Source organism: Bradyrhizobium sp. 44 (genome assembly GCF_023073095.1).
Taxonomy (GTDB): Bacteria; Pseudomonadota; Alphaproteobacteria; order Rhizobiales; family Xanthobacteraceae; genus Bradyrhizobium.
Map to the genome: position 1 here is coordinate 768,556 of NZ_JADPIY010000029.1, position 11,838 is coordinate 780,393.

General features: G+C 64.3%; 14 protein-coding genes. 9 read left to right on the forward strand and 5 right to left on the reverse strand.

Going from position 1 to position 11,838, the window contains the following annotated elements:
* Positions 1-216 precede the first annotated feature (216 nt).
* Both IVB41_RS29425 and IVB41_RS29430 read left to right on the forward strand, forming a co-directional pair.
* Positions 217-1,353 (forward strand): hypothetical protein, encoded by a 1,137-nt coding sequence (locus IVB41_RS29425; protein WP_247287164.1) that lies wholly within the window; start codon positions 217-219, stop codon positions 1,351-1,353.
* 34 nt (positions 1,354-1,387) lie between these two features.
* A complete protein-coding gene (locus IVB41_RS29430; RefSeq protein ID WP_247438232.1) occupies positions 1,388-2,143 on the forward strand; it encodes an alpha/beta fold hydrolase in 756 nt (251 codons plus the stop codon).
* On the opposite strand, the gene IVB41_RS29435 is transcribed toward IVB41_RS29430, so the two are convergent.
* Positions 2,129-3,502: a hypothetical protein gene (locus tag IVB41_RS29435; RefSeq protein ID WP_247437651.1), complete on the reverse strand. Its 1,374-nt coding sequence runs from the start codon at positions 3,500-3,502 to the stop codon at positions 2,129-2,131. The genes IVB41_RS29430 and IVB41_RS29435 overlap by 15 nt on opposite strands.
* 275 nt (positions 3,503-3,777) lie before the next feature.
* Here IVB41_RS29435 and cysE point away from each other — a divergent pair, with 275 nt between their 5' ends.
* The 3 genes from cysE (at position 3,778) to IVB41_RS29450 (ending at position 6,260) form a co-directional block, all read left to right on the forward strand.
* A complete protein-coding gene (cysE, locus tag IVB41_RS29440) occupies positions 3,778-4,602 on the forward strand; it encodes a serine O-acetyltransferase (protein WP_007602549.1) in 825 nt (274 codons plus the stop codon).
* Between the two features lie 151 nt (positions 4,603-4,753).
* A complete protein-coding gene (locus tag IVB41_RS29445) occupies positions 4,754-4,972 on the forward strand; it encodes a DUF3126 family protein (RefSeq protein WP_027567779.1) in 219 nt (72 codons plus the stop codon).
* Positions 4,973-5,066: 94 nt separating this feature from the next.
* Positions 5,067-6,260: an FAD-binding domain gene (locus tag IVB41_RS29450; protein ID WP_247437656.1), complete on the forward strand. Its 1,194-nt coding sequence runs from the start codon at positions 5,067-5,069 to the stop codon at positions 6,258-6,260.
* A gap of 162 nt (positions 6,261-6,422) precedes the next feature.
* On the opposite strand, the gene IVB41_RS29455 is transcribed toward IVB41_RS29450, so the two are convergent.
* Positions 6,423-7,130, reverse strand: coding sequence for a hypothetical protein (locus tag IVB41_RS29455; protein WP_247437668.1), 708 nt, complete (start codon positions 7,128-7,130; stop codon positions 6,423-6,425).
* Between the two features lie 221 nt (positions 7,131-7,351).
* Here IVB41_RS29455 and IVB41_RS29460 point away from each other — a divergent pair, with 221 nt between their 5' ends.
* The 4 genes from IVB41_RS29460 (at position 7,352) to IVB41_RS29475 (ending at position 9,379) form a co-directional block, all read left to right on the forward strand.
* Positions 7,352-7,681 (forward strand): DUF6949 family protein, encoded by a 330-nt coding sequence (locus IVB41_RS29460; protein ID WP_007611845.1) that lies wholly within the window; start codon positions 7,352-7,354, stop codon positions 7,679-7,681.
* Between the two features lie 90 nt (positions 7,682-7,771).
* Complete coding sequence (locus IVB41_RS29465) at positions 7,772-8,302, forward strand: gamma carbonic anhydrase family protein (RefSeq protein ID WP_027567784.1); 531 nt, start codon at positions 7,772-7,774, stop codon at positions 8,300-8,302.
* 308 nt (positions 8,303-8,610) lie between these two features.
* Positions 8,611-8,913, forward strand: coding sequence for a hypothetical protein (locus tag IVB41_RS29470; RefSeq protein WP_247437671.1), 303 nt, complete (start codon positions 8,611-8,613; stop codon positions 8,911-8,913).
* Positions 8,914-9,016: 103 nt separating this feature from the next.
* Positions 9,017-9,379, forward strand: coding sequence for a hypothetical protein (locus IVB41_RS29475; RefSeq protein WP_247437673.1), 363 nt, complete (start codon positions 9,017-9,019; stop codon positions 9,377-9,379).
* A 173-nt stretch (positions 9,380-9,552) separates the two neighbouring features.
* On the opposite strand, the gene IVB41_RS29480 is transcribed toward IVB41_RS29475, so the two are convergent.
* From IVB41_RS29480 to IVB41_RS29490, 3 genes are all read right to left on the reverse strand, one after another.
* Entirely contained in the window at positions 9,553-10,047 is a 495-nt protein-coding gene (locus tag IVB41_RS29480) for a hypothetical protein (protein WP_247437675.1), read from the reverse strand.
* A gap of 176 nt (positions 10,048-10,223) precedes the next feature.
* The gene (locus IVB41_RS29485) at positions 10,224-10,955 is read right to left on the reverse strand and encodes an aspartate/glutamate racemase family protein (RefSeq protein ID WP_247438234.1); all 732 of its coding nucleotides are present in this window, start codon (positions 10,953-10,955) and stop codon (positions 10,224-10,226) included.
* A 4-nt stretch (positions 10,956-10,959) separates the two neighbouring features.
* Complete coding sequence (locus IVB41_RS29490; RefSeq protein ID WP_027567789.1) at positions 10,960-11,838, reverse strand: ABC transporter permease; 879 nt, start codon at positions 11,836-11,838, stop codon at positions 10,960-10,962.

Consider the following 11,838-nt stretch of genomic DNA (forward strand, 5'->3'; position numbering starts at 1 on the left):
GGATGATTGCTAGCCCAGCGGAACCGAAAGCCCCGCAATGCCCCATGCTCATTTGCTCATGCAAATTCGACACAATCTTGCGGCCTGAGAGAAGCCCTTCTTTCGTCGGGGACGTTGTGTCGCAATTTTGGCATACTATGTCTGTGGACGAGCGTAATTGCGACGAAAGACGAACCGTCAGGCGTCAACGATCTCAGGACCGTCCAGGCTCTCCGCATGAAGTGGTTGCGAATCAGCACAGCGTTGACCGGTATCGTGGCGTGCGGCTTCATGCTCGCGCAGGTAGCACCCCATGCCCGCGAGGCCGGCGCGATTCTGGCCGCCCAGGACGATCCCGCCGCGCTCTCCGAGATCAAGCTCGACGCGCTGCTGCGGCACAACGACCGCCTGATTCAGGACAACATCGAGATCGCGCTCGCATCGGGCGATGCCGATCTTGCCGACAGTTTTGTCGCGTTGGCGCGCGACCGCAACATCGCGCTGCCTGACGACCTCCTGAGCCGTGTCGGCGATGCGGTCAAAGCCGAAAATTCCACCTCGCATTTCGCAAAACGGTTTGCCACCGGTCTCGTCACCGGCAACGCGGACGATGTTGCGAGCCTGTCGGGGACCGTGGCCGGCGATCTCTTTGTCATCGGCGACATCCGGGACGTCGTCCGGGAGGGCAAGCACCTCGCGATGGGCGAGGAGACCGATCGCCTGGTGCTGGGCCTCGCGGCCGCGGGTCTCGCGGTTACGGCCGTGACCTACGTCTCCGTCGGCGGTGCCGCGCCGGTTCGCGCGGGGCTGACGCTGGTGAAGGACGCGCGCAAGGTGGGCCGGCTCGGCGAGGGACTGGCGGCATGGGCCGGCCGGTCCGCGCGCGAGGTCGTCGATACGCCGATGCTCCAGAACGCGGTTGCCTCCGGCTCGGTGCTGCGGCCGGGCCAGACCTTGAGCGCGATCAAGGCCGCGTTCCGCGCGGAAAAGGCCGGCGCGCTGGTTCGGCTCGGCAAGGATGTCACGCGCGTCGTCGAGAAGACCGGCACGCGCGGCGCGATGGATAGCTTGCGCATCGCCGAAGGCCCCAAGGACGTCGCACGCGCGGCGCGGCTCGCGGAAGCGCAGGGCGGCAAGACGCGCGCGATCCTGAAACTGCTCGGCCGCGGCGCGCTGCTGCTGATCGGCGGGGCGTTCAATCTCGCACTCTGGCTGTTCGGTGCGGCCTTGACGCTGTTCGGCCTGTTGTCCTCGATCAAGGCGACGACGGAGCGCCTGACCCAGGCCTGGTGCGATCGCAGACGGGCGCGGCGACTTCGCCAGGCCCGGATCGCCGCCGAAGCCGTTCTGGCAAGCGCTGCCGTCACGGCCTAAGATACCTCTTCCCCTCAAGATTGCGGAACTGATGATGCCGAGCTTTCACAACGGCGCCGTTGAAATTGCCTATCTCGACGAAGGCGAGGGCGATCCGATCATCCTGGTGCACGGCTTTGCCTCCAGCAAGAACGTGAACTGGGTCTATCCGACCTGGGTCTCGGAGTTGCGCAAGAACGGCCGCCGCGTCATAGCGCTGGACAATCGTGGCCATGGCGAAAGCGCAAAGCTCTACGAGCCCGCGCAATACTCGATCCCGACCATGGCCGGCGACGTGCTCGCGCTGATGGATCACCTCGCCATCCCGCAGGCTGATCTCATGGGCTATTCGATGGGCGGACGGATGACGGCCTGGCTCTCCCTCAACGAGCCGCAGCGCCTGCGTTCGGCAATCCTCGGCGGCATCGGCATAGGAGGCCTGATCGAGGGCACCGGGCCCGGCGAGAACGTCGCGAAGGCGCTGGAAGCGCCCTCGCTCGACGACGTCTCCGATCCCGTCGGCCGCACGTTTCGTGCTTTTGCAGACCAGACCCGTTCAGACCGCAAGGCGCTGGCCGCCTGCCTGCGCGGCACGCGCGATCTCATGACGAAGGACGAAGCCGCGCGCATCGACGTGCCCGTGCTGATTGCGGTCGGCTCGACCGACGACGTCGCGGGTTCGGCCAGCGCACTCGGTGCCATCATCCCGGGTTCGGAAGTGCTCGTCATTCCGAACCGCGATCACATGCGGGCGGTCGGCGACAAGGTCTACAAGACCGGCGTGCTCGATTTCCTGTCACGCCGCGGCTGAGGTTTCGTCCGCGGCCTCGTCGCCGAACGAGCGAAACAGCGCCATCAACACCACGAAGGTGGCAACCCACACCATTCGCGCGCCGTAGCGATCGTGGGGGCCGGAGATGACGGCGCAGATGAGGGCGTTGCCGAGCAGCGCCAGCGTCACCGTCGCCGCCAGGAGCGTCAGATCATCCAGTCGGCGATGTGTGAGCGCGTGGCCGAGCAGCGCGACCAGCGCCAGCATCGAGGCCAGCGCGACGGGAACGTGCAGCCAGTTGATGGTGTCGAAATCGAGTCTCCAATTCTGCTGGCGCGCGGCGCGCATCGGCGTGACCTGGGAGGGGATGTAGCGCTCGATGATGCCGCGGGTGTGCGGGATCCAGCCATTGGTGCCTTCGCCGGTCGCGACATGCAGCAATTGCTGGCCCAGCGCCCGCAACGCCGCGCCGGCCTGCCAGGCCGGATAGTCGGCGAGCGAACCCACGACGATGGTGCCCATCTCCTCGTTCATGCCTTCGAAGCGGCCGAGCGTGTTGAACATGCTCTTGCCCCACAGGAATTCGTCGGCGGTCGCCGGCAATTGGTCGCGATAGGGGCAGAGTTTGAGTTTTTCGCGAGGGCAATGGTCATTGAGATAACGCGCGACGATGCCGTCCTGCATCATGCGGCCAAAGGCGACGCCGGTGCCGCCGGGCGTCCATGTCCATTTGCCCGACAGCGCGTGATTCGCCGACACCAGCATCAGGCCGCCAGCGACGATGGTGAGGCTCGCCTGAGCCAATCCCGCGATCGGAAGCCGGGGCCCCAGCAACGGCCGCGCCATCCAGCCGGCGACGCAGAGCCCGAGCAGCACGCCGAGCGTGGCGCTGTGGGTCGCGGCGGCAAAGGCGGTGAAGAAGAACAGCGAGATTTTTTCGAGCGCCGAGGTCCGCGGCCCACCGATGACCAGCAGGAATAGCGACAGCACCGACAGGCCTGCAAAAATATCGGTGAGCAGCATGCTCGCAAGCCAAGGCAGCGCAGTCGACAGGATCAGGAACAGGCTGATCGCGACGAAGCGGAACGTCTGCATCAGGCCGAGCACGCGCAAGGTGAGCTGCAACAGCCACAGCGTCGCCAGCGACTGGACCGCGAGATTGATCCAGAAACCAGAACTCTCGCCATAGTGCAGATAGATGCCGAACACGGTGGAGCGGCTCGGGACGAGATAGCCCTCGTACCAGCGGGCCAGATAGCCTCCGGTATCCCATTGCAACAGCGGATAGCCGTTCCAGAACGCCGGCGCGATCATCAGCAGCGGCAGGGCGACCGCGGCGAGCCGCAGCCAGAGTGAGCCCGCGGCGCCCGCGCGCGCATGATCGGTGGTGATGGTCAAATCCGCTCCGTCCTCACTCGGACCATGCCCGCAATCACGGTTGAGGCGGAATTCACCAATAGTTTGACGCCGCCCGGCTTGAATTTGGCGAAACCCTGACCATTTTGAGCCGACCTTGCCGCCGGGGGCGTCGGAAGAAACTGTTGTGATTCAACGCGTTGGCATGGCCTCGCTGGGCAACGCACTGTTCACTCTCAGGCAAGCCCGTCAGGACTTTGTCGCCTAGACTGTGTTATAGAACCAGTGAAACGAGCCAATTCGAAAGAGCAGATCTCATGGCAGTGCATCAGGTCAATCCGGGAGGAAAGCTCGCAACGCTCGATCCGATCTGGGATCGGATCCGCGGCGAAGCGGAGGACATCGTCCATCGCGAGCCAGAGCTTGCGACCTTCATCTATTCGACGGTGCTGCATCACAGTCGCCTGGAAGATGCGGTGATCCATCGCGTCGCCGATCGGCTCGATCACTCCGCGCTGTCGGGCGATCTCGTGCGCCAGACCTATGACGAGGCGCTACGCGACGATCCCGATCTCGGCAACGCCTTCCGCGCCGATCTCGTCGCCGTCTACGACCGTGACCCCGCTACCTCGCGTTTCATCGACCCGTTGCTCTATTTCAAGGGCTTCCACGCCATCCAGACCCACCGCCTCGCGCATTGGCTTTATCTGAAGGGCCGCAAGGACTTTGCGTATTATCTGCAGAGCCGCGCGTCTGCGGTATTCCAGACCGACATCAACCCCGCCGCGCGCATCGGCCGCGGCATCTTCCTCGATCACGCCACCGGTTTCGTCTGCGGTGAGACGGCGCTGATCGAGGACGACGTCTCGATCCTGCATGGCGTCACGCTCGGCGGCACCGGCAAGGAGAACGAGGACCGCCATCCGAAGATCCGCCACGGCGTCCTGATCGGGGCCGGCGCGAAGATCCTCGGCAATATCGAGATCGGCCATTGCGCGCGCATCGCGGCGGGCTCGGTCGTGGTCAAACCCGTGCCGCACAACGTCACGGTCGCAGGCGTGCCCGCCAAGGTCGTCGGCGAAGCCGGCTGCGCCGAGCCGTCGCGCACCATGGATCAGATGATCAACGCCATGGGACTTTGAGATGGGACTTTGAGAGGGGACGTCGAGCTTGTCGGAAGGGGCGGATTTTCCGCCCCCTTCGCCCCAAAAATTCTTTGGCAATTCATGCTGGCGGTTGGTCGCGTCTCGTCCTAAAACCCGCGCCAACCCAGATTTCGATTGGAGACTTGCCGTGGACGTGAAGGAAGTTAGGAAGCTCGACGCGTACCTGAAGCGCGTATTCGGCAATTCCAAGATCCGCGTCGTGCCGCGGCCGAAGAAGGATGATTCCGCCGAGGTCTATATCGGCGAGGAATTCATCGGTGTGCTCTTCGTCGATGATGAGGACGACGATCGCTCGTTCCAGTTCCAGATGGCGATCCTCGAGGACGATCTCGTCGATCAGGAGTGATGCGACCCGATTGGTGAGACGGAACTTCTCGCCCTCACCATTTAGTGTCTAACGCGGCGGTGCGATCGGCCGACGCTTTTCCCACATTCCGTCCATGCGAACAGTGCTGATCTCCGGGGCGGGGATTGCCGGGCCTACGCTCGCGTATTGGCTGCGTGCCGGAGGCTACGAGCCGACGCTGGTTGAACGCGCGCCCGCGCTTCGTCATGGCGGCTACGTGATCGATTTCTGGGGACTGGGCTACGACATCGCCGAACGGATGGGGCTGTTGCCGGCGATCGAAAGCGCCGGCTACCGCGTCAGGGAAATGCGGATCGTCGATGGTCGCGGCCGGCGAGTCGCCGGATTTGGTGCGAACGTCCTCGACGATCTCACAGGCGGGCGTTACGTCACTCTGGCACGAAGCGATCTGTCGCGCCTGCTGTACGGTACGGTCCGCGATGGTGTTGAAACGATCTTCGATGAGGAGATCGTTGGCCTGGAGCAGCAGCCTGAAGGGGTCGACGTCCAGTTGCGGCGGGGCGGGAGCCGACGTTTCGATCTCGTCGTCGGTGCTGACGGCCTGCATTCGGAGGTGCGCCGCCTTGCGTTCGGCTCGATCGAGACGTTCGAAAGAAATCTCGGCTATGGCGTCGCGGCATTCGAGACCCGCGGCTATCGCCATCGCGACGAGAATGTGTACCTGATGCACAACCGGCCGGGCCGTATGGTTGGCCGTTTCGCGCTGCGCGATGATCGCACCCTGTTCCTCTTCGTGTTTCGCGGTGATGCAGGCGAGCCTGCCGCACAGAAGGCACAGCTGCGTGATCTCTATCGCGACGCCCGCTGGGAATGCCCAGACATTCTGAACGAACTCGAGCGCACCGATGATTTGTATTGCGACCGGGTCAGCCAGATCAGGATGGACGGCTGGTCGCGGGGCCGCGTCGTGCTGATTGGAGACGCTGCGTTCTGCGTCTCGCTCGTCGCCGGGCAGGGCTCGGCTCTGGCCATGATCTCTGCCTATGTGCTTGCGGGAGAGCTCGTACGCGCCGACGGGCGCCACGAGGAAGCATTCAGCACCTATGAGACCCGCCTTCGCAGCTATATCGGCGCCAAGCAGCGCGGAGCGGAGCGCTTCGCCGCGGCATTTGCGCCGCGGACGTCATGGGGATTGTGGTTTCGCAATCAGGTCGTGAAGGCGTTCTCGTTGCCAGGCGCGGCGAAATTCGCCATCGGCCGAGACCTTGCCGACAAGCTGGATCTGCCGACTTATCGCTGGAGCGATCGCAAGGTGATCGGCGTTTGAATGGCCCGGGGCTTTGAATTTTTTCGAAAACGACGAATTGTCGGAGGGGGCGAATTTTCGCAGGCTGGCTTCGAAAATACGAAGTCATGCCAGGCACTTGGCTACTGTGCATGGGGTTGTTTTCGCAGTTTTTGTTTTGGAGGCTTGGGGCCGCGCGGCCGCTTACCCCTTCGGTCCCCGCAACTGCGCCGTCAGCTTCTCCATCGCTTCCGCCGCATCGCGCCACTGCGATAGCCAGCTGCGCGGAAAGCGGAAGGTGAGGTCGGCGCCGCCGACGCGGCGTTCGGCGAGGCACATGCCGGGCGTCGCCCCATCGCGCGTGCAGCGCGCGGTCAGCGCCGGACTTGCGGCAGAATAGAGATCCTCGCTGCCGTACGGCGTATCGGCGCGGAACATCCGCATCGTCAGCCCGTCCTGGGGCATTGCCGCGGCCTGGTCGAGATAGCGCAGATAGATCGTGGCGGTGCGCTGCTCGGGCGAGAGCGCATCGCGATGCGCGGCGATCGACAGGAAGATGCGGTCGATCGGCTGCATCGCCGCATCCACGCTATCGGCGGTGACGTGCTTCGGCGCGCCCGGCGGCTCCAGCGAGGGATACAGGAAGTCGAGATCGATCCGCTCCTGCGGCCCGGAGTGGCGCTGGATCTTCATCCGGATCGCAGTGGTGGGCAGGTTGAACAGCGTGCCGCCAACGCTCACCGGCAGCTTGTCCGGGCCGCTCGCGCCGCTCGGACCCCAGGTCGGCCACAACAGATAGGCGACGAGCGCGACGGCGCACGCCGCGGCAATGCCGCCGAGCACGATCGGGATCACGTGGCCCCGGGTGCGCGCCCGGGGAGACTGAGGGGAGGTTGCCGAAAACACCGTCATGAGCCGCGCGAATGAGCCGGAAGTCGGCGGATGGCCGACGAATCAGCGGCGAATATGCCACGTGGTGGCGATTTCGCGGAGCGTTCACCGGCTGCAGGGAAGGGAGAGAGGCCTGCGTGGGACGGCTGGCGGCGTTAACCTTCCCTTAAGGATAATGTAGCGTTAACCGGCACTCTTTGTCACAGGAAGGCTCTGGCGTTGCGTAAGGGCGGACCGTTCCGATGACACCTGAAGCTCTCAATACATTCTTCTCGATCGGCATCGGTTTCGCGCTCGCAGGCGCGCTCGTGAGCGGATACCAGACGGTCGCACAGCGGCCCGCCGGCTTCGGTCTGTTGCAGGACGGCGTGGCGCCGAAGACCTTCGCGGCGGTTCCGTTCCTGGTGTTCGCGGCGCCTTTCATCATCATGCGCAACACCCTGCGCGGCAGGCAGTTGGAGAGCCGTCGCGTCGAATTCGTGATGATGGCCACCGTCATCGCCGGCTTCTGGAGCATGATGAGCGGCACCTTCTTCCTGATGACGCTCCGCGCGGCCGGCGTTCTGGTCTGATGCGCGCGCTGTAGGGCTGCCTGCGCGGCAGCCCTTTGCGTCAAGGCTGCCGTTTCGCTATGGCTGGGGTTGACCCGACAGGAGACCCTCATGGCGATCTACGAGCTCGACGGGCAGGCGCCCGACCTTCCCGCCGACGGCAACTACTTCATCGCCGAGACCGCCACCGTGATCGGCCGCGTGCGCCTGAAGCCGGGCGCGAGTGTCTGGTTCGGCGCGGTGCTGCGCGGCGACAATGAGTGGATCGAGATTGGCGAGGGCGCCAACGTGCAGGACGGATCGACCTGCCACACAGATCTCGGTTTTCCGCTTCACATCGGCAGGAACTGTACGGTCGGCCATAACGTCATCCTGCACGGCTGCACCATCGAGGAGGGCGCACTCGTCGGCATGGGCTCCATCGTGATGAACGGCGCCAGGATCGGCCGCAACAGCATCGTTGGCGCCGGCTCCGTCATCACCGAGGGCAAGGAATTCCCTGAACGGTCCCTGATCATCGGCTCGCCGGCGCGGGTCATCCGCACGCTCGACGACGCCCAGGTGCAGAAGATGGGCAGCGCGGCGAAGTTCTACGTCGCGAACGGCCCGCGCTTCACGAAGGGCCTCAAGCGGATCGGGTGAGCTCAGCTTCCTTCGGACTCGCGCGCTTCTAGTGCGCTTGCGACCTTCTCGTGCCCCGCGGACCATAGAGCATGCTCGTCGCTGCCGTCCTGGTACGGATTGGCTTCCGCCGGAATGTTTTGACGCGCCGCGCGTTCGCCTTCTGCAAAAGCATCGCGATCGTTCATCGTGACTGCGCCTTTCTGTTTCTGGAGCAGAAGATCAGCTTGAGCGTGATCGTGCCCGCCTCCCGGTTTCAAGCTGATGCGACGGCATTTGTTCCGGAACCGGTGTTGGCTGCGGCGGTTGACGGGCGAAGGAGAATTTCGATGGCCAGCTTGCCTACAGCCCGTTCAATCAAGACCGTGATCGTGATCTTCGCCCTCGCCGCGATGCCGGCCGTATCGTTTGCGCAAGCCACCGGCGGCTCCGCAGGATCGGCCGGAGGTGTCGCCAATTCTCCGGCTCCCGCGCCTGGCACCAACAGTCTGGGTACGGCGCAGTCATCGGGAGCGAATGCCTCCTCCGGAACCACCACCGGGACCGGTGCAGGCGGATCCACCGACGCCGCCGTCAACGCGGAGAACCGGCTGCTCGACAGGAAGCTCAAGAGCATCTGCCGCGGCTGCTGATGCTCGCGCGGAAGTGAGACAGTGAAGCTGTCAGGAACGCCTCAAGCCGATTAGCTTGGTCCTGCTTTGAAGCGTGGAGCGTCTCCACGCGGAGGATCGAGTGATGTTACGCAAGATGATGATGGCGGCGCTCGCCGTCGCGGCAGTCGCGCTGTCGGCCCCACAGGCGGCCCAGGCGCGGGGCGGTTTCGGCCACGGTGGCGGCGGTTGGGGCCATGGCGGAGGCTGGGGCCAAGGAGGCGGCTGGCGCGGCGGCGGCTTCTGGCCGGGAGTCGCCATCGGGGCGGGTATCGCCGGCGCGGGTTATTACGGCAGCTATTACGGCTATGGCCAGCCGTATTACGGCGATCCCTATTACTATGGTACCGGCTACGACGATGGTGGCTATGGCAGCTGCTACGTCGTGCGCAAGCGCGTCATGACGCCGTCGGGCTGGCGCATCCGCCCCGTAGATGTCTGCGAATAGGCGGCGGTACCCGTTAAAAAACAAGGTCGCTGACGCAATATACCGTCAACGACCTTGCCAGCCCCGGACATTGAAATCGGCTCACGCCATCCGGTAACGGCGAGCATCGCTTGGAATCACACGGGCGAATGTGATCCAGTTCACAACTCCAAAAATTTAGGCGGGCCGGCTGCTCAGCCGCGCGAGCGCTTGCGTGCATTGGCATGGACACGATGCCGTGCAGGTTTCCTGCGGGTAACCGAGGGAGTCTCCGCCTCGCTCGCCCGGGCGCTGGCAAAGGATTGCCGCAGGCCGTCGATGGACTCGTTGAGTGTCGTGACCTGCTCGGACAGACGCTTGGTGTCGGCCTGCTGGAATGCGAGCAAGCGCTTCACACTCTGAAGCTGGTCCTGCACGACTTGAAGCTGGTCAATCGATTCCTGCTGAGTTGCTTCCAGCCCCTTGGTCTTCTCGACCAACTGCTCGGAGGCTTGGGCGGTGCGAGCCTGAAGCTGCCGCGACGCCACCACCCGGTCGGTCTCGGGGGCTGAGCCGGTATAGGCGCGCCAGATCGCGATCGAGGTCACACCGGCGATCAGCAGGAGCAGGGCGGCGGCGGTCAGCGCGATGGGCTGGGCGCCGAGGCGAAGAAGCGGGTTGGACGGTGCGTCCTCTGCGAGATCGATCATCGCTGACAAAACCCAAATTGAAACTTGGTGAGTGGCGAAGACCGGCAACCCTGAGGCCGCCGGGTGTCCCGAAAGCGTTACGTTTCGGCAAGGAATGGGACCAAAAAGAGGCTAAGAGCAAAAAAACCAACCATCATGAGGCCTTGAGGCCTCCGAACGTCCGTCAGGGGCAGAGATCAGGGCTGAAACGGCGAAAACGGACCTGAATAGGTCTTCGAGCGCGGCGCCGCATAGGGCCCGAGCCGGGAGGTTTTCAGTCCCAGTCGCACCAGTGATTCCGCCAAGGTCACCGCGGCGGCGACGCCGTCGATCACGGGCAGGCCATGCGTGGCGGCGAGTTCATTGGCGAGATCGGCCATGCCGGCGCAACCGAGCACGATGGCCTCCGCGCGGTCGTCGCGGATCGTGGTTGTGATCTCCGCGGAGATTTTTGCGAGCGCATCGGTGTTGCGCTCCTCCAACGCGAGCACCGGCACCTCGGCGGCGCGGACGCGGGCGCAGCGTTCGGCGAGGCCGTATTTTCGCAAATTATGCTCGATCGGCACGACGGAGACACCGAGCGTCGTCACCACGGCGAAGCGCGCGGCGATCAGGCTCGCCATGTGGAAGCCCGCCTCGCCAATGCCGATCACGGGTGCCTTTGCCGCGGCACGCGCGGCGTCGAGGCCGGTGTCGTCGAAGCAGGCGATGATATGCGCGTCCGCGCCGTCGCGATCGGCCTCGCGGATGCAGCCGAGCATGCCGGGGACGGCGAAGGCCTCGTCGTAAAATCCTTCGATCGAAACCGGACCCATCGCCGGCTGGCGCGCGTCGATCAATGTGTCGGGCAGGGCGATGCTGCGCGCCGCGGCGGCAATCTTCGCCGTCATCGACGCCGTGGTGTTGGGGTTGACGACGTGGAGTCGCATCAGATCAGACAAGCCCTTTGCCGGCGTCCGAGCCTTTGGCCGCCTGCCGCCTGTTCAACACGTGGATGGTGCCGAGTGCAAGGCTGATCACCGTGAACGAGACGGCGGAGATCACGGTGCCGAGCGCATAGATGTCGGGGTTGGTCACGGTGGTGGTGAGGCCCTGGAGATCGAGAGGCAGCGTGTTCACCGCACCGATCGCCTGGCTGGAGCGTGCGAGCTCGTCCCAGGAGAGGGTGAAGCCGAACAGGCCGATACCGATCACCGAAGGCAGGATGATCGGCAGCACGACATGACGGAAGGCCTGCCACGGCGTCGCACCGAGATCGCGCGCGGCTTCCTCGAGCCTGGGATCGAAGCGGTTGAAGATCGCGAACATGATGAGCAGGCCGAACGGCAGCGTCCAGGTCAAATGTGCACCGAGGCCCGAGGTGAGCAGGCCCATCGAGGTCTCGAAATTCTCGTTCCAATGCGCCTTGATCAGGTCGTCGATGATGCGGAATTCGAGAGAGATGCCGAGCGAGGTGATGATCGAGGGCACGATCAGGCTCGCGATCGCCGAGTAAAACAAAATGCTCTGCGCCTTGAACTTGCGGCGAAACGCCATGCCCGCCGCGACCGACAGCACGACGGTGACGATCATCACGATAATGCCGAGCAGCAGCGAACGGCGGAACGCCGCGCCGAGATCGACGATGCCGGTGCCCTGGAACAGTTTTGCGATCCAGAAAGTCGATACACCGTTCATCGGGAAGGTGAGGCCGCCCTGCGGCCCCTGGAACGACAGCACGTAGATCGCGATCATCGGGCCGTAGAGAAACAGCGTGTAGGCCGCGAAGAAGATCGCAAGCACGTAGAAAGAGCGCGGGCGTCCTTCCTTCAT

Coding starts and splice junctions, on each gene's coding strand:
- IVB41_RS29425 (WP_247287164.1), top strand. CDS start 217: ATGAAGTGGTTGCGAATCAGCACAGCGTTGACCGGTATCGTGGCGTGC.
- IVB41_RS29430 (WP_247438232.1), top strand. CDS start 1,388: ATGCCGAGCTTTCACAACGGCGCCGTTGAAATTGCCTATCTCGACGAA.
- cysE (WP_007602549.1), top strand. CDS start 3,778: ATGGCAGTGCATCAGGTCAATCCGGGAGGAAAGCTCGCAACGCTCGAT.
- IVB41_RS29450 (WP_247437656.1), top strand. CDS start 5,067: ATGCGAACAGTGCTGATCTCCGGGGCGGGGATTGCCGGGCCTACGCTC.
- IVB41_RS29455 (WP_247437668.1), bottom strand. CDS start 7,130: ATGACGGTGTTTTCGGCAACCTCCCCTCAGTCTCCCCGGGCGCGCACC.
- IVB41_RS29460 (WP_007611845.1), top strand. CDS start 7,352: ATGACACCTGAAGCTCTCAATACATTCTTCTCGATCGGCATCGGTTTC.
- IVB41_RS29465 (WP_027567784.1), top strand. CDS start 7,772: ATGGCGATCTACGAGCTCGACGGGCAGGCGCCCGACCTTCCCGCCGAC.
- IVB41_RS29470 (WP_247437671.1), top strand. CDS start 8,611: ATGGCCAGCTTGCCTACAGCCCGTTCAATCAAGACCGTGATCGTGATC.
- IVB41_RS29475 (WP_247437673.1), top strand. CDS start 9,017: ATGTTACGCAAGATGATGATGGCGGCGCTCGCCGTCGCGGCAGTCGCG.
- IVB41_RS29480 (WP_247437675.1), bottom strand. CDS start 10,047: ATGATCGATCTCGCAGAGGACGCACCGTCCAACCCGCTTCTTCGCCTC.
- IVB41_RS29485 (WP_247438234.1), bottom strand. CDS start 10,955: ATGCGACTCCACGTCGTCAACCCCAACACCACGGCGTCGATGACGGCG.
- IVB41_RS29490 (WP_027567789.1), bottom strand. CDS start 11,838: ATGAAGGAAGGACGCCCGCGCTCTTTCTACGTGCTTGCGATCTTCTTC.